This window comes from Mycetocola spongiae (genome assembly GCF_020424085.1).
GTDB lineage: Bacteria > Actinomycetota > Actinomycetes > Actinomycetales > Microbacteriaceae > Mycetocola > Mycetocola spongiae.
The window spans coordinates 3,034,268-3,050,255 of record NZ_CP080203.1; the positions used below are offsets into that span (position 1 = coordinate 3,034,268).

Sequence of the window (15,988 nt, forward strand, 5' to 3'; positions counted from 1 at the left end):
TATTGAATAGCATAACTCAGTATTCACAATATTGCGTCATTGCATTCCGGTTTCCGCGCCGCCGCGGCGGCTAGGCAAAGAGGCTGGGCCACCACGCTGCGGCCAGCGGATAACCCACAAAGCTCAGGGCGTCGATCACAAAATGCGCGATCACCAGCGGGGCCACCCGCCCCCAGCGCAGATAGCACCAGCCGAAGACCACGCCCATCACGATATTGCCAAAAAACGGCCCGATGCCCTGATACAGGTGATAGCTGCCGCGCAGCACGGCGGCCGAGAGGATGATGGTCCAGGCCGACCAACCCAGCGCGCGCAGCCGCTCAAAGAGATAACCCACCACGATGATTTCCTCGGTGAGTGCGGCCCGCGCCGCGGCGAGCAGCAGGATGGGGATCGTCCACCAGTACTGATCGGCGGGGGTGGGCACCACGTTCACCGTGATCCCCAGCCAGCGCCCGAGCGCGTAGAACGCAATCCCGGGAATACCGATCACGGCGAGCAGCAAAAACCCGCGGCCGATATCGGTGCGCAGCACCCGCGGCCCGCGATAGTCAAAACCGATCCGGGCAAATCCCGACCGTCCCGGCCGCCAGAGCAGATAGAGCACAAGGGCCACCGGGGCTAGGCCAAACGCAATCCCCAGAAACTGATTGGCAAAATCCACCCACTCGCGCGGATTGGTCGCGGCATTCAGCGCCGCCCCCTGGGAACCCAGCGGGGTTTCATCGGTCAGGCGCACGATGATGCGCAGGATGGAGTACACGGCGGAGGCCCCGAGCGAGAGCGCAAGCACAATTGCGATCTCGGTCCAGAGGCGCGCACGCGACTCGGGAGGGGTGGGGAGGGAGATGGTCATGCTCTACCTTCGCATCCGGGACCCACGGAAGGGAACCGCGGGTCCGCGCGCGCCCGCGAGTATAGGCCTCGGCCGGGCCCCGGGGATCAAAAATGGACGCAAATCGACGAGATTTAACAAAATTCGCCCAAATGATTTCTTGGAGGTAACAATTTTGGAGAAAATTTGGTTTTTTCGGCTGTGCTTCCCTAAGGTCTAACTAACCCACGCGGCAATACCGATTTCGATCGGGTTTGCCCGATTTCCCTGCACAGGAGGAAACATGAAGATCAATCGCATTGGCCTCGGCGCCGTTGCGCTGGCAGCGGTAGGCGCGCTTACGCTCGCCGGCTGCTCCAGCGACGCGGGCAATAAGCCCTCGACCAGCAGCTCCGATGGAATCGTCAAGACCAACGGTTCCGAGCCCGAAAACCCCCTGATCCCCGCCGGCACCAACGAGACCGGTGGCGGCCACATCGTCGACTCGATCTTCGCCGGACTCGTCTATTACGATGTGAAGGGTGACGTTGTAAACGATGTTGCCAAGTCCATCGAATCCGATGACGCCACCAACTTCACCATCACGCTCAACGATGATCGTACGTTCACCAATGGTGAGAAGGTCACCGCGAAGTCCTTTGTTGACGCCTGGAACTACAGCGCCAACCTCGACAACGCGCTGAACAACCGCAACTTCTTCGAGGACATCGACGGCTATAGCGAGGACACCGCGTCCGAGCTCACCGGACTCAACGTTGTCAGCGACACCGAGTTCACCGTGAAGCTCAAGGCCCCGACCTCCGACTTCGCCCAGCGCCTCGGCTATACCGCCTTCGCACCGCTGCCCTCCGTTGCCTATGAGGACATCGAGAAGTACGGCCAGAACCCCATCGGAAACGGCCCCTATAAGTTCGCCAGCGATACCGCGTGGACCCACAACGAGCGCGTTCTGCTGGTTGCCAACGAGGACTATAACGGCGGCCGCAAGGCACAGAACAAGGGCCTGACCTTCGAGTTCTATGACACGCTGGACTCGGCCTATGCCGACCTGCAGGGTGGCAACCTCGACGTGATCGACATGGTTCCCGACTCCGCACTGAAGACCTTCGAGTCCGACCTCGACGGCCGCGCCGTCACCCAGGAATCGGCCACCTTCCAGTCCTTCACCATCCCGGAGCGCCTCGAGCACTTCTCGGGTGAAGAGGGCATCCTGCGTCGTCAGGCCATCTCGCACGCCATCGACCGCGAGCAGATCACCGACGTAATCTTCAACAAGACGCGTACCCCCGCGAAGGACTTCTCCTCGCCCGTCATCCCCGGTTATACCGCGGATGTCCCCGGCAACGAGGTCCTCAAGTTTGACCCCACCAAGGCCAAGGAACTGTGGGCTCAGGCCGACGCCATCGCGCCCTGGACCGGTACCTTCAAGCTTGGTTATAACGCCAATGGTGACCACGCCGGTTGGGTCGACGCACTGACCAACCAGCTCAAGACCAACCTCGGCATCGAGGCAGAGGGCGAGCCCACGGCCGTCTTCGCCGACTTCCGTCAGCTGATCACCAGCCACACCATCCAGACCGCATTCCGCACCGGATGGCAGGCCGACTACCCGTCGATCTCCAACTACCTGCTCCCGCTGTACACCACGGGTGCCGGTTCCAACGACGGTGAGTACTCCAACCCCGAGTTCGACGCACTCGTGCGCAGCGGCCTCGAGGACCTCGACCAGAAGTCGGCCGAGAAGAAGTTCACCGAGGCACAGTCGGTTCTGTTCAAGGACCTGCCCGCGCTCCCGCTGTGGAACGCAACCGCCAGCGGTGGCTGGGGAGCCGACGTTGAGAACGTTCAGTTCGCCTGGAACTCCGTACCGGTGTACTTCGCTATCGAGAAGAAGTAACCTCTAGAGATATATTCTCACCTCATGTGGGGCGGGCGCCAAAAGGTGCCCGCCCCACAACATGCGCTTAACAAGCGCCGCTTTCATCCCCAGAGAGGCACGACTTCTAAAATGCGATTCTCCCCCTTCTACCCGACGGATTGAGATATGGCTAGGTTTATCTTTTTCCGCATTCTTCAGGCCATTCCGGTATTTTTGGGAACCACGTTCCTGATCTACTTCATGGTCTTCTCCATGCCCGGCGATCCGATTCTTGCCCTCTTCGGCGATCGGACGCCCAGCCCCGTGCTCCTCGAGCAGCTGCGGGCGCAGTACCACCTGGACCAGCCGTTTATCGTCCAGTACCTCTACTACATCGGTGGAATTTTCCAGGGTGACTTCGGAGTCTCGTATTCCGGTCAGCCCGTGGCCGAGATCCTCGCCGCCACGTTCCCCGTGACCCTGCGCCTCGCGCTCCTCGCACTCATTTTTGAGATGATCTTTGGAATTGGCCTCGGCCTGCTCAGCGGTCTGCGCAAGGGCGGCACGCTCGACTCGCTGGTGCTGGCACTGAGCCTCGTGCTGATCTCCCTCCCGATCTTCGTGATCGCGTTTGTCTTGCAATACTTCCTCGGCATTCAGTGGGGTCTCTTCCGTGTCACGGTGGGCCCCGGCGCCCCGTGGGCGGATCTGGTTCTCCCCGCTATCGTGCTGGCCACGGCCAGCTTTGCCCAGATCGTGCGACTGACCCGTTCCTCCGTGATCGAGACATCCGGAATGGACTTCGTGCGCACCGCGTACGGTAAGGGCCTGTCCCGGGGACGCGTTGTTCCCGTTCACATCCTCCGCAACTCGCTGATTCCCGTCGTGACCTATCTGGGTACCGACCTCGGAATCATGATCGTCGGCGCCACCGTCACCGAGGGAATCTTCAACGTTCCCGGTGTGGGACGCACGCTGTTCAAGGCGATTGGCCAGAGCCAGGGACCCACCGTTGTGTCCTTCGTGACGGTCATGGTGTTGCTCTACCTCGTGGTCAACCTCGTGGTTGACCTGCTCTATGCCGTGCTCGACCCAAGGATCCGGTATGTCAAATAATGAATATACGCCCGGACCCGGGCACTACGTCGCGCCGCTGGAGGAAACCCCCCTCCTCGCCGTTGACTCCGTAAAGATCGACGATAAGCCCAGCAACCTGTGGCGCGATGCGTGGCGCGATCTGCGTGGCCGGATTTCCTTCTGGGTATCCGCCGTGCTGATCCTGCTGGTGCTTATTGTGGCCGTGTTCCCGGGCCTGTTCACGTCGGTGAGCCCCACCGCCTGTGACCTGAACTCGAGCAACGCCGGCCCCGAGGCCGGCCACCTGCTGGGCTTCACCCGTCAGGGCTGTGACATCTACTCGCGCATCATCTACGGCACCGGAACCTCGGTCACCGTGGGTCTGATCGTGACCGTGCTGATCACCGGCCTCGGCCTGCTCTTCGGCTCGCTGGCTGGATATTATGGCGGACTCGTGGACTCGATCCTCTCCCGCGTGGGAGATATCTTCTTCTCGATTCCCTATATCCTCGCCGCCGTAGTTGTGATGTCGGTTCTCGCCCAGTACCGCAACGTCTGGGTGATCTCGCTCGCGATTGGTCTCTTCGCCTGGCCCTCCCTGGCGCGCGTGCTGCGCGCCGAGATTATGCGGGTAAAGCAGGCCGATTATGTCACCGCGGCCGTGGCCATCGGTGTGTCCCGCTTTAAGATCCTGATGCGTCACGTGATGCCGAACTCGATCTCCCCGGTCATCGTGATCACCACGATCTCGCTGTCCTCGGCGATCGTGGCCGAGGCCACGCTGTCGTTCCTGGGTGTGGGTCTTCCCCCGTCGGTCATGTCCTGGGGTAACGATATTGGCCAGGCCCAGACCACGCTGCGTACCGCACCGATGGCCCTGATCTACCCGTCCATCGCCCTGTCGCTCACCGTTCTGGCGTTTATTCTCCTCGGTGAGACGATCAGCGACGCACTCAACCCGAAGGCGAGGGCACGTCGATGAGCGAGCCTCTTCTGCAGATCCGCGATCTTGAGATCAGCTTCCGCACCCAGAGCGGCCCGGTAAAGGCCGTTCGCGGTGTGAGCTTCGACCTCAACGCGGGCGATACCCTCGCCATCGTGGGTGAGTCCGGTTCGGGCAAGTCCACGACCGCCACGTCGATCATCAACCTGTTGCCCGGCAACGGTGAGGTGACCGGCGGATCGATTAAATTCGACGGCAAGGAGCTCACCACGATGTCCCGCAAGGACATGGAGACGCTCCGCGGACGCGAGATCGGTTTTGTCCCGCAGGACCCGATGTCCAACCTCAACCCCGTCTGGAGCATCGGCTTCCAGGTGGAGGAGGCCGTGCGTGCCAACGGCATCGCCACCGGTCGCAAGGCCGTGAAGGCCCGCGCGATCGAGGTGCTGAAGGAGGCCGGCCTCGCCGATGCCGACCGCCGCATGAAGCAGTACCCCCACCAGTTCTCGGGCGGTATGCGTCAGCGTGTGCTGATCGGTATGGGCCTCTCGGCCAACCCGAAGCTCCTGATCGCCGATGAGCCCACGTCCGCGCTGGACGTGACCGTGCAGCGCGTGATCCTGGACCACCTGGAGACGCTCACGCGCGACCTGGGCACCGCCCTGATCTTCATCACCCACGACCTCGGCCTGGCCGCGGAGCGGGCGAAGAACCTCGTGGTGATGTACAAGGGCAAGATTGTCGAATCGGGCCCGTCCATCGACATCCTGCAAAACCCGCAGCACCCGTATACCAAGCGCCTGGTGGCGGCCGCACCGAGCCTGGCCTCGCGCCGGATTCAGTCGGCCGAGGCCGAGCTGCACAGCCTGGACTACGAGGCAGCGACCGGCACGATCGACTTCGACCTGGTGGCCCAGGCCGCCGAGCGCGCCGAGGCCAAGAAGGCCGCCCCGACCAAGCCCAATGCCATCGAGATCGATAACGTCACCAAGGTGTTTAAGATCCGGCAGGGAAGCGGTCGCACGGTGGACTTCACCGCGGTAGATAAGGTCAGCTTCGCCGTGGAAAAGGGCACCACCACCGCGATTGTGGGCGAGTCCGGTTCGGGCAAGTCCACCGTGGCGCGGATGCTGCTGCGCCTGGACGATGTCACCGAGGGGTCGATTCGCGTGGACGGCGAGGATATTTCCGAGCTGAATACCGAGGGCCTGCAGCGGTTGCGTCGCCGGATGCAGCCGGTCTTCCAGGACCCCTATGGCTCGCTGAACCCCCTGCAGTCCATCGGTAGCATCATCGCCGAGCCGCTGCGTGTGCACCGCGTGGGAAGCCGCGCCGAACAGCGCACCCGCGTCTCCGAGCTGCTGGACCAGGTCTCGCTTCCGCAGGCCGTGGCCAGCCGCTATCCGAACGAGCTCTCGGGTGGACAGCGTCAGCGCGTGGCCATCGCGCGTGCACTCGCGCTGAAGCCCGAGATCATCGTGCTGGATGAGGCCGTATCGGCACTGGACGTGCTGGTGCAGGCTCAGGTCCTGCAACTCCTCGCGGAGCTGCAGTCCGAGCTGGACCTGACGTATCTGTTTATTACCCACGACCTCGCGGTTGTCCGGGTGATCGCCGATAACGTCTGCGTCATGGAGAAGGGTCGCATCGTCGAGGCGGCGAGTACCGATGAGGTATTTGGCAATCCGAAGATGGAGTACACCCGCTCGCTGCTGGACGCCATCCCCGGCGCCGGCATCGCCCTGGGCCTGTAATAAAATAAGCATCACATCACTGGCGCGTGCCCGTACCGGCTGTTCGGTGCGGGCACGCGCCGCTGTTTTATCCCCGAAGAATTGAGAACCCATCGTGTTGCCCTGGAAACGAAACCGTCCCGAGAACGAGGCCGTCATGCGCACCGGCGCGGGGGTCTTTGCATTCTGGACCTTTGTGGTGCTTGCGGTGCTGCTGGTGGGGGAGGCCGCGCTGCGTGGCCGCTTTGATGTGGTCGCCGATGTGGCCCCCTGGGTCGCGCTGGTGCTGTGGGGCCTGTGGGTTCTGGCCTATCGCCCGCTGATCTCCTATGACGATTCCGGCGTGCGCGTGGTAAATATTTTTCGCACCGTGACCATGCCGTGGTCGCGGGTACGGGAGATCACCGACCGCTTGCAGATCTCCTTTGTGCTGCACGATGGCCGCACGATCCGCTGCTGGGGTGGCCCGATGAAGGCCCGCCCGCCGCGCAAGAGCCGCTTCACGCGCTCCTCGGGAATCCCCGATACCCCGCCGCCCACGCCGCTGGAGCAGCTCGAACGGGTCTGGGAGCCGGGTCGCTTTAGCAAGGATCCCGCGCCGGTCACCCAAACCTGGGACCTCGTGCCGATCATCTCCGGTGCCGTGATCCTGCTCTGGGTCGCGTTTACGCTGCTGCTGAAATAATTCCCGCGTTCATCGCGTTGTGATACTCTGACGGCCGCATTCTCCGTTGGTAGTTCCTGCGCCGATGCGCGGGTTGTGGGTGACATTTTTATCTCGATCGTCCCCCTCGATTCGCCGTGGGCGAAACCTACAAACTAGAATGAAAGTCAATCGGTGCGGTACAATTGTCCGTTGGGCGAAACCGCGCCCCACCGTTCATCTTCGACGTACTGCGATATTCTTGCGGCGTCATCACCTGCGAAGGACCTTTTTCATGGCGCTTGCCTCGCGCGAGAATCTCCGAAATGTGGCTATTGTTGCTCACGTTGACCACGGCAAGACCACCCTGGTCGACGCCATGCTGCAGCAGACGAACTCGTTTACTGCCCACGAGCACGTTGAAGAACGCGCGATGGACTCCAATGAGCTGGAGCGTGAGAAGGGTATTACCATTCTCGCGAAGAACACCGCTATTCAGTACGAGGGTGAGCACGCCAAGTCCGGCGCGATGACCATCAACGTGATCGACACCCCCGGCCACGCCGACTTCGGTGGCGAGGTTGAGCGCGGTCTGTCCATGGTGGATGGCGTGTGCCTCCTCGTGGATGCCTCCGAGGGTCCGCTGCCGCAGACCCGCTTTGTGCTGCGTAAGGCACTCGAGGCCAATAAGCCCGTAATTCTTCTGGTGAATAAGACCGACCGTCCCGATGCCCGCATCGACGAGGTTGTTGCCGAGAGCCAGGACCTGCTGCTGGGTCTGGCCTCCGATATGGCCGATGAGCACCCCGACCTCGACCTCGACGCCATCCTGAACGTGCCCGTGGTTTATGCCTCGGGTAAGGCCGGCCGCGCCTCCTCGAATAAGCCCGAGAACGGCGAGCTGCCCGATTCCGAGAACCTCGAGCCGCTGTTTGCCGCGATCATCGAGCACATCCCCGCACCGCAGTACGACGATGAGGCACCGCTCCAGGCCTGGGTTACCAACCTGGACTCCTCGCCGTTCCTCGGCCGTCTGGCACTGCTGCGCGTCATCAACGGTGAAATCCGCAAGGGCGAGACCGTGGCCTGGGTTAAGAACGACGGCACCACGTCCAACGTGCGCATCACCGAGCTGTTCATGACCCGTGCCCTCGACCGCTACCCGGCCGAGAAGGGTGGCCCCGGCGATATCGTTGCCGTGGCCGGTATCCCGGAGATCACCATCGGTGAGACCCTGGCCGACCCCGAGGACATCCGCCCGATGCCCGCGATCCACATCGATGACCCCGCCATCTCGATGACCATCGGTGCCAATACGTCGCCGCTGGTTGGTCGCGTGAAGGGCCATAAGCTCACCGCCCGCATGATCAAGGACCGCCTCGACCGCGAGCTGATCGGTAACGTTTCGCTCAAGGTCCTCGACATCGGCAAGCCCGATGCCTGGGAGGTCCAGGGTCGTGGAGAGCTCGCACTGTCGATCCTCGTGGAGCAGATGCGTCGCGAGGGCTTTGAGCTCACCGTGGGTAAGCCCCAGGTAGTGACCAAGCGCGTAGACGGCAAGGTTCACGAGCCCTATGAGCACCTCACGATCGACGCCCCCGAGGAGTACCTCGGCGCGATCACGCAGCTCCTTGCCGCCCGTAAGGGTCGCATGGAGGGTATGTCGAACCACGGCACCGGCTGGGTCCGCATGGAGTTTGTTGTTCCGGCTCGTGGCCTCATCGGCTTCCGCACCGAGTTCATGACCCAGACCCGCGGTACCGGTATCGCCAACTCGCTCTCCGCGGGCTATGAGCCCTGGGCCGGTCAGATCATCACCCGTAATAACGGCTCCATCGTCTCCGACCGCGCCGGCGTGGTCACCCCGTTTGCCATCATCGCCCTGCAGGAGCGCATGAGCTTCTTTGTGCAGCCCACCGAGGATGTCTACGAGGGAATGGTTATCGGCGAGAACTCGCGCGCCGATGACATGGACGTAAACATCACCAAGGAGAAGAAGCTCACCAATATGCGTGCAGCCTCCTCCGACTCGTTTGAGTCGATGACGCCCTCGCGCATCTTCTCGCTCGAGGAGTGCCTCGAGTTCGCCCGTGAGGACGAGTGTGTTGAGGTCACCCCCGAGGCGATCCGTATTCGCAAGCTGGTGCTGCCCGCGGGTGACCGCCAGCGCGAGTACTCGCGCCTGAAGAAGCAGTCCGAGCAGCAGGGCTAAGTCCCTCCGCCTCTCCCACGCCCCGCCCCTCGCTCCCGAGGGGCGGGGCGTGTTGTTATGTCGGGGGATGACGCGCGGCGGCCGCCGCGCGCGGCCCGGGCGCTAGGCTGGGGCCATGAGTGGGGCCGCGGCGCGCGGATGGGTGCGCGAGTATCGGGGGAGCGCCGAGGTGCGTGCGGTTATCCGGCAATCGCTCGCGGTAGCGGCGGCGACAAGCCTCTACGGCGTGAGTTTTGGTGCGCTTGCGGTGGCCTCGGGCCTGAGCATCGGGCAGGCCTGTGTGCTGAGCCTGCTGCTGTTTTCCGGGGGATCGCAGTTTGCGCTGATCGGGGTGCTCGCCTCGGGCGGCATCGCCAGCGGCGCCCCCGCGACGCTGGGTTCCACGCTGCTGGGCGCGCGGAATGCGGTCTACGGGATGCGGATGCGCCAGATCATCGGCGGGTCGTTCTGGCGACGCCTCGCCGCGGCCTGGATCACGATCGACGAGTCCACGGCGGTGGCGCTGGCCCAGCGCACGCGCCGCCTGCAACGGGTGGGGTTCTGGGTCACCGGGATCGGAATCTATCTGGGCTGGAACCTCTCCAGCGCGCTCGGGGCGGTGATCGGCGATCTGCTCGGGGATACCCGCGCCTTTGGGCTGGATGCCGCGGCGGCCGCGGCCTTCCTGGCACTGCTCTGGCCGCGCCTGAAAAACCTGGAAACCGTGGCGGTCGCGGTCTCCGCGGCGCTGCTCGCGGTGTTGCTGACCCCGGCGCTGCCGCCCGGGCTTCCGATCATCGGTGCGGCCCTGCTCGCCGTGCTGCTGGGTCTCGCGGGGTGGCGCGCGGACGGCGGGGTGCGCCGGGTGCGCGGGAGGGTGCGGCCATGACGCTGTGGCAGATCGTATTGCTCGCCTCGATCCTGGGGCTGGGGATGAAGCTGCTGGGTTATAGCCTGCCGCAGTGGTGGCTCGAGCGGCCGCTGATCGCGCGCGCCACCGATCTGCTCACGATTGGCCTGCTGGGGGCCCTGGTGGCCGTTCAGACGACCGCACACGCGGATGGCCTGATCCTGGATGCCCGGCTGCCCGCGCTGGCCGTGGCGGCCATCCTGCTGGCCTTCCGGGTGCCGTTCCTCGCCGTGGTGCTGGCGGCAGCGATAACCGCGGCGCTGCTGCGCGCGCTCACAGGTATGGGATAGCGGGGCCGGGGCGGGCGTTAAAAGAGCCCGCGCTCCTCGGAGAGCAGCTGCGAAAATGTGTGTTCCGCCACGGCGGTCAGGACGGGATTATCCCCGGCCTCGGTGATCATGGCGCTGGCCATCAGCAGCGCCCAGCCCTGCGCGCGCTCCAGCAGCGGGCCGTCCACGTCGTAGCAGGGCTCAAAGCCGTTAAAAAACTCCTCGCGCGCCGCCGGTTCCAGGGTGAGCCACGCGGTGGCCACATCGGTGGCGGGATCGCCCGCGGTCAGATCGCCAAAATCGATCACGCCCGCGAGATCCATCTCGCCGTCCTCGGCGGTGCGGCAGATGAGGTTATTGGGGTGCAGATCGCCGTGCAGCCACAGCGAGAGGCCGGTCCACTGCGGGGCACGCAGCGCCTGCTCCCAGATTTCCAGGAGCTGATCGGCCTGCGCAATTCTGCCCGAGGCCAGTCGCTCGCGCACGCTGTGATCGCGATGCGCGAGGGGGCCACCACGATAGGAGTTTTCGGGCGCGCTGGCCGGGGCCGCGCGCTGAAAGGAGCCAACAAAATGGGCCAGCGGGGCCGCGAGGTGATCGCGGCTTGCGGGCGGAACGCTCGCGACGGTCTCGCCCTCGATCCACGGCACAATCGACCACGGGCGCGGGAAATCGGCGCTCGCCTGCCCGGCAATCAGGGCCACCGGGGTGGCGGTATCCACGCCCTCGCTCAGCAGCGGCAGCCAGCGCTGCTCGGTTTCGATGATGCCCGAGGCATAGGCGCGCCGCGGCAGGCGGATCGCATGCTCGGGGCCGATGCGGTAAATGACCGCGTCAAAACCCTCACCCGAGGCCACCGGCGTGTGATGCGCGAGCGAGGGTGCCCCGGTGCGCAGAATGCGCGAGACGAGGGCCTCGTCGATCCGGATGTCGGCTTCGGGTAAAAATGCCATGATCAGCGGCCGCATCCTTTCACGTCGGGGGCGGTGGTAATGGAAGATTCCAGAATACAAGAATCCTCGCGAACACGCGTATCGGACAGTCGCTATTGAATGGGCAGACCCGGCCGCTTTGCCGCGGCCGGGTCGCCCAGGCGGCTAGCTAAACAGGCCCTGACCGATATAGCCTCCCGGCGTAGCCCCCGGTGGGACCGCAAAAATGCCCGAGCCGATATGTCGAATGTACTCGTTGAGCAGATCGCTTTTTCCGAGCGCATGCTGCATCGGAATAAATTGTTTTTGCGGGTCGGATTGGAAGCAGATGAAGAAGAGTCCGGCGTTCAGGCGGCCCAGGTTGTCATTGCCCTCCACATAGTTATAGCCGCGGCGCAGCAGCCGAGCGCCGCCGTTGCTCTCGGGATGGGCGAGGCGCACATGCGAGTCGATCTCCAGCCCGCGCCCATCGGGGCCGTTCTCGGTGAGCCTGACCGGGGTGAACTCGGTGCCGCCCGAGAGCGGGGCGCCCTCGCCCTTATTGCGCCCAAAGATGCGCTCCTGTTCGCCAAGCGAGGAGCGGTCCCAGGTCTCGATGATCATCCGGATTTTGCGGGTGACCAGATAGGAGCCGCCCGCCATCCAATCGCCGCCGCCGGCCCAGACCTGCCGATCCACCACCGCGGTATCCTCGGCCTTGATATTGGCCGTGCCGTCTTTAAACCCAAAGAGGTTGCGCTCGGTCACCTGCCGGGTGGAGGTGGAGGAGGTGCGGCCAAATCCCAGCTGCGACCAGCGGATCGACGCCCGCCCAAATGCGATTCGGGAGAGATTGCGGATGGCGTGCACCGCCACCTGCGGATCGTTTGCGCAGGCCTGAATGCAGAGATCGCCGCCCGAGATCGCCGGATCGAGGGTATCGCCGGAAAAATGCGGGAGGTCCACAAGCGGCCCGGGGCGGCGCTCGGCCAGCCCATAGCGGTCTTGGCCCTCGGCCGTGCGAAATAGCGTGGGCCCAAAGCCAAACGTGATGGTGAGCCCGGCGGCATCCAGCCCGTGCGCCTCTCCCGTGTCATCGGGCGGGGCCAGCGGCGATCCGCCCACCGCGCCGCGCTCGGAGACCTCAAGGCCGCGCGTGAGGCGCTCGGCCGCGATCGTCCAATCGGTGAGGAGGGCGATCAGCTCCTCGCGGTCCACCGCCGCCGAGAGATCATAGGCGGCAAAGTGCAGGCGATCCTGGGTGGGGGTGACGATGCCCGCCTGATGCGTGCCATAAAAAGGGTAGGTAGTGGCCTCGGGGGAGCCCGCCACGGAGGATCCGATCAGCGCACCCCCGACCCCACCCACCGCGAGTCCGCCCGCGGCGGCCCCGGCAAGCCCCATCAGGGCCCGCCGGGACAGCCCGGGACGGGGCTCCCCGGACCCGGCGGAATCGGCCGGGGTGGCCGCGCGTTCCTCCGGGTTATCCTGCCGCGAATCCCGGTCCCGTTGGGCAGACATTATTCCGCGATACCCAGCACGGTATGGGTGAGCTTGGACAGCGGCTCGGATAGCGCGTTGATGCTATCGGAGAGCTCCTTTACCTGCGCGGTGCTCAGATCGGTATAGCTCACGAAGCCGTCCGCGAGCGAACCGTGCTGGGCGAGCAGCTCGTTGAGCGCGGTGAAGCGGCGCTCGATCGTGGCGGAGAGGGTTTTGCCCTCCTCGCCCGAGGCCTCGGCGATCTCCCGCACATTGCCAAAGGCCACCGAGGCGCCCTCCACATTTGCCTGGAAATCGTAGAGATCGGTATGGCTGAACTCGTCCTCCTCGCCCGTGATCTTGGAACCGGCGACCTCGTCCAGCAGGCCAATCGCGCCATTGGAGATATCGGCCAGGCTCACCGTGAAATCGGGGGCGTAGACCAGGTCATAAAGCTCCTGGACGTTTTCGTCCAGCCCATCGGCCAGGGCGGTGCGTCCCGCCTGATCCGCGGGGGTATAGCCCTCGGGGGCCCAGAGGTTTTTCTCGATCGCGTGGAATCCGGTGAAGTTGATGCCGTCCTCCTCGGCCATCGGCTCGCGGAAGTCGATCTTCGGATCCAGGTCACCAAAGGCCTCGGCGGTGGGCTCGATGCGCTCATAGTGCACGCGGGTGAGGGGGTAGAGGCGGCGCGCGGTCTCGTCGTCTCCCGCACGATAGGCGGCGGTGAACTCCTTGACCGCGGGCAGCAGCTCGCCCACCTGATCCTTGACATAGCCCACATAATTGGCCACGGCGAGGTCGGTGCGCTCCTGCTCATTGGCATCAAGCTTCACGGCCTCACCGGTCACGGTGAATGCGGCGGTGCCGATACCCTTGCCCACCATGCCGAGCTTGCACTCGGTATAGTACGTGCCCGGGTTGAGGTGGGCCACATAGTCCACGGTCTGGCCGGGGGTGATATTTTCCTTCTCGCCAACGATGCGCAGCTTATCCTCGGCGAGGATCTCAAACTCGTTCACCTGGGTGCCGTTATTGGTCACGGTGAATTTAATCGTGCCGGCCGCCGTGCTATCGGTGCTCACCACGCAGGTGTCATCGGTGATGCCCACGGTGATGGCCGCGGCCGCGGGGTTATTGGCCACGCAGCCGGTCAGCACGAGGGCGAGCGCGGCGGTGCCGGTGAGCGCGGCGAGGGGGCGGGGATTTTTCATGCGGAGACTCCAGGGGAGAGGGGGGTGGTGGATGCCGTGGCGCGGGGCCCGCGGTGCGAACTGATGCGATAAAAAGCGGTGATGCAGATCAGCAGATAGGCGAGCCAGGCGCCGAGCTGAAGCCAGGTGGGGGACGGGGTGAAGTTGAGGAAGCCCCCGAGCAGCGTGCCGTACCAGCTGGTGGGCGGGATGGCGGCGCTGATATCAAACGCGGAGATGCCCCAGCCGGGGAGTGCGCCGGCCTCCTGAAGATCGCCGATGCCGTAGGCGAGCACACCCGCGGCCACAACGATCAGCGCATAACCGGTCCAGGTGAAAAACGTGCCGAGGTTGATGCGGATCAGGCCGCGATAGATGAGGATCTCGATCACTACGGCCGTGAGGATGCCCAGCAGTGCGCCGCCGAGGGCGCCCGCCTCGCTGGATCCCGGGCCCACCCGGGCCAGGATAAACAGGGCGGTTTCGATGCCCTCGCGGCCCACGCTGAGGAAGGCCAGGAGCACGACGCCCCAGCCGGTTCCGGCCGCGGCGCGGTCGATTCCGGAGTGCAGATTGCCCTTGAGATCCTTGGCGGTTTTGCCCATCCAGAAGATCATCCAGGTGACAAAACCCACGGCAATAATGGACAGGCCGCCGCCGAGGATCTCCTGCGCCTGAAACGTGAGCCCATAGGGGCCCCAGGTGAGGGCGGCGCCCACGCCGATGGACAGGGCGAGGGCGATCGCGATGCCCAGCCAGACCCGACCGAGCAGATCGCGGCGGTCGATCTTGACCAGATAGGCGATGAGGATGCCCACGATAAGGGCGGCTTCCAGCCCCTTGCGCAGGCCAATGAGGTAGTTAGCGAACACGTTTTCCTTTTTCCCGGTTTGATCACACCGGTCGCGCGCAATGTTCGTGCGGCCGCGAAAAGAAAGGTTAGCATGGCCTAACCTTGGCGCGGTTATTTTTTAGCCCGTTTGGGGCGATTTTGGAGAAATGGCCCCGCGCTTGCCCGGGATCACGCGGCGCGGGGCTCGTGAGTTTTTTTATGACGCGGGGGTTCGGTGGTCCCGCCGCGGATGGTTTTCTCGGGGCTCTCGCGCGGGGCGGGGTCGCGCGCCGGCCCGGAGTGGAGAAAAAAGCCGCGGGGTTTTCCCGGAAAAACGTTGACTTAGTAAAAATCTTCAATATAGTTAACGCACTGGCCGAATTAGGAAAGGGTGGCACCGCATCATGGTTGATGACGATAATAACCTCGCTCCCGGCCAGGTTAAAGCCCTGCTGACCACGATCGGTTCCCAGGTGCGGACGCTGCGCAAGGAACGAGGGCTCACCCTTAATGCGCTGTCCGAGACCACGGGCCTGAGCCCGGCCATCGTGTCACAGATCGAGCGCGGCCTCGCGAACCCGTCGTTTACGACACTCGCCCAGCTCGCTCACGGACTGGAAATCCCGGTGGGAAAGTTTTTTTCCGCCGCCGAGGAATCCCGTTCGCCCGTCGTTCGCAAGGCCGACCGACGCAACCTTAAAGGAGTATCGCGCAAGTCCGTGGGGGAGGCCGTATATGAGCTTCTCACCCCGGACCTCAACGGTATGATCGAGGCCCATTGGATCGTTAGTCCCCCCGGCCATAACACCAGCGATACCCCGTTCCGGCACGGCGGCGAGGAATTTGGCATCATCCTCTCCGGCCGCAAGGATGTCTATCTTGATGGCGTGTGCTACACGCTTGACGCGGGTGATTCCATCACCTACTCCTCCGAAATACCTCACTGGTATGTGAACTCCTACGATGAAACCTGCGTGGCCATCTGGGTGAATACGCCACCCACCTGGTAGTTCGCGGGTCGCGTGGCCTTCGCGCGTACCGCCCCCGTTAGAAGTCTCATTCCGCCGCTGGTGTAGTCCCCGACCACGGCGGTGCTGAGTCGTACCCTTTT

General features: G+C 64.1%; 14 protein-coding genes. 9 read left to right on the forward strand and 5 right to left on the reverse strand.

The annotated features are described in order from the left end of the window. Nucleotides 1-70: 70 nt before the first annotated feature. Entirely contained in the window at nt 71-856 is a 786-nt protein-coding gene (locus KXZ72_RS13950; RefSeq protein WP_226081538.1) for a CPBP family intramembrane glutamic endopeptidase, read from the reverse strand. A gap of 262 nt (nt 857-1,118) precedes the next feature. Here KXZ72_RS13950 and KXZ72_RS13955 point away from each other — a divergent pair, with 262 nt between their 5' ends. The 8 genes from KXZ72_RS13955 to KXZ72_RS13990 all read left to right on the forward strand — a co-directional run bounded on the left by KXZ72_RS13955 (nt 1,119) and on the right by KXZ72_RS13990 (nt 10,480). Beyond that, nucleotides 1,119-2,732 (forward strand): peptide ABC transporter substrate-binding protein, encoded by a 1,614-nt coding sequence (locus tag KXZ72_RS13955; RefSeq protein ID WP_226081539.1) that lies wholly within the window; start codon nt 1,119-1,121, stop codon nt 2,730-2,732. A 147-nt stretch (nt 2,733-2,879) separates the two neighbouring features. Then, nucleotides 2,880-3,809 carry an ABC transporter permease gene (locus KXZ72_RS13960; RefSeq protein ID WP_226081540.1) on the forward strand — a complete coding sequence of 310 codons (930 nt, stop codon included), beginning with the start codon at nt 2,880-2,882 and terminating at the stop codon, nt 3,807-3,809. After that, nucleotides 3,799-4,752, forward strand: coding sequence for an ABC transporter permease (locus KXZ72_RS13965; protein ID WP_226081541.1), 954 nt, complete (start codon nt 3,799-3,801; stop codon nt 4,750-4,752). The genes KXZ72_RS13960 and KXZ72_RS13965 overlap by 11 nt, the downstream gene beginning before the upstream one ends. Beyond that, entirely contained in the window at nt 4,749-6,467 is a 1,719-nt protein-coding gene (locus KXZ72_RS13970; RefSeq protein WP_226081542.1) for an ABC transporter ATP-binding protein, read from the forward strand. The genes KXZ72_RS13965 and KXZ72_RS13970 overlap by 4 nt, the downstream gene beginning before the upstream one ends. Before the next feature lie 94 nt (nt 6,468-6,561). Then, complete coding sequence (locus tag KXZ72_RS13975; RefSeq protein WP_226081543.1) at nt 6,562-7,131, forward strand: PH domain-containing protein; 570 nt, start codon at nt 6,562-6,564, stop codon at nt 7,129-7,131. Nucleotides 7,132-7,384: 253 nt separating this feature from the next. Continuing rightward, nucleotides 7,385-9,301, forward strand: coding sequence for a translational GTPase TypA (gene typA / locus KXZ72_RS13980; RefSeq protein WP_226081544.1), 1,917 nt, complete (start codon nt 7,385-7,387; stop codon nt 9,299-9,301). 115 nt (nt 9,302-9,416) lie between these two features. Continuing rightward, nucleotides 9,417-10,169, forward strand: a complete 753-nt coding sequence (locus KXZ72_RS13985) for an AzlC family ABC transporter permease (RefSeq protein ID WP_226081545.1) — start codon at nt 9,417-9,419, stop codon at nt 10,167-10,169. Then, entirely contained in the window at nt 10,166-10,480 is a 315-nt protein-coding gene (locus KXZ72_RS13990; protein WP_226081546.1) for an AzlD domain-containing protein, read from the forward strand. Before KXZ72_RS13985 ends, KXZ72_RS13990 begins: the two co-directional genes overlap by 4 nt. A gap of 17 nt (nt 10,481-10,497) precedes the next feature. Here KXZ72_RS13990 and KXZ72_RS13995 read toward each other — a convergent pair whose 3' ends face one another. The 4 genes from KXZ72_RS13995 to efeU form a co-directional block, all read right to left on the reverse strand. Next, on the reverse strand, nt 10,498-11,412 hold the full coding sequence (locus KXZ72_RS13995; RefSeq protein ID WP_226081547.1) for an aminoglycoside phosphotransferase family protein: 915 nt from the start codon (nt 11,410-11,412) through the stop codon (nt 10,498-10,500). Nucleotides 11,413-11,556: 144 nt separating this feature from the next. Next, nucleotides 11,557-12,891 (reverse strand): iron uptake transporter deferrochelatase/peroxidase subunit, encoded by a 1,335-nt coding sequence (gene efeB, locus KXZ72_RS14000; RefSeq protein ID WP_226081548.1) that lies wholly within the window; start codon nt 12,889-12,891, stop codon nt 11,557-11,559. After that, nucleotides 12,891-14,066, reverse strand: a complete 1,176-nt coding sequence (gene efeO / locus KXZ72_RS14005) for an iron uptake system protein EfeO (protein WP_226081549.1) — start codon at nt 14,064-14,066, stop codon at nt 12,891-12,893. Before efeO ends, efeB begins: the two co-directional genes overlap by 1 nt. Then, nucleotides 14,063-14,917: an iron uptake transporter permease EfeU gene (gene efeU / locus KXZ72_RS14010; RefSeq protein WP_226081550.1), complete on the reverse strand. Its 855-nt coding sequence runs from the start codon at nt 14,915-14,917 to the stop codon at nt 14,063-14,065. The genes efeO and efeU overlap by 4 nt, the downstream gene beginning before the upstream one ends. 364 nt (nt 14,918-15,281) lie before the next feature. Between efeU and KXZ72_RS14015 the strand changes: the two genes are divergently transcribed. Beyond that, nucleotides 15,282-15,887: a helix-turn-helix domain-containing protein gene (locus tag KXZ72_RS14015; protein WP_226081551.1), complete on the forward strand. Its 606-nt coding sequence runs from the start codon at nt 15,282-15,284 to the stop codon at nt 15,885-15,887. The last annotated feature ends 101 nt before the right edge of the window (nt 15,888-15,988 follow it).

What these genes read in the sequence shown, in the direction of transcription:
- KXZ72_RS13960 (WP_226081540.1), top strand. Translation starts at nt 2,880, where the DNA reads ATGGCTAGGTTTATCTTTTTCCGCATTCTTCAGGCCATTCCGGTATTT.
- KXZ72_RS13970 (WP_226081542.1), top strand. Translation starts at nt 4,749, where the DNA reads ATGAGCGAGCCTCTTCTGCAGATCCGCGATCTTGAGATCAGCTTCCGC.
- efeO (WP_226081549.1), bottom strand. Translation starts at nt 14,066, where the DNA reads ATGAAAAATCCCCGCCCCCTCGCCGCGCTCACCGGCACCGCCGCGCTC.
- KXZ72_RS13955 (WP_226081539.1), top strand. Translation starts at nt 1,119, where the DNA reads ATGAAGATCAATCGCATTGGCCTCGGCGCCGTTGCGCTGGCAGCGGTA.
- KXZ72_RS13950 (WP_226081538.1), bottom strand. Translation starts at nt 856, where the DNA reads ATGACCATCTCCCTCCCCACCCCTCCCGAGTCGCGTGCGCGCCTCTGG.
- efeB (WP_226081548.1), bottom strand. Translation starts at nt 12,891, where the DNA reads ATGTCTGCCCAACGGGACCGGGATTCGCGGCAGGATAACCCGGAGGAA.
- KXZ72_RS14015 (WP_226081551.1), top strand. Translation starts at nt 15,282, where the DNA reads ATGGTTGATGACGATAATAACCTCGCTCCCGGCCAGGTTAAAGCCCTG.
- typA (WP_226081544.1), top strand. Translation starts at nt 7,385, where the DNA reads ATGGCGCTTGCCTCGCGCGAGAATCTCCGAAATGTGGCTATTGTTGCT.
- KXZ72_RS13965 (WP_226081541.1), top strand. Translation starts at nt 3,799, where the DNA reads ATGTCAAATAATGAATATACGCCCGGACCCGGGCACTACGTCGCGCCG.
- KXZ72_RS13990 (WP_226081546.1), top strand. Translation starts at nt 10,166, where the DNA reads ATGACGCTGTGGCAGATCGTATTGCTCGCCTCGATCCTGGGGCTGGGG.
- KXZ72_RS13985 (WP_226081545.1), top strand. Translation starts at nt 9,417, where the DNA reads ATGAGTGGGGCCGCGGCGCGCGGATGGGTGCGCGAGTATCGGGGGAGC.
- KXZ72_RS13995 (WP_226081547.1), bottom strand. Translation starts at nt 11,412, where the DNA reads ATGGCATTTTTACCCGAAGCCGACATCCGGATCGACGAGGCCCTCGTC.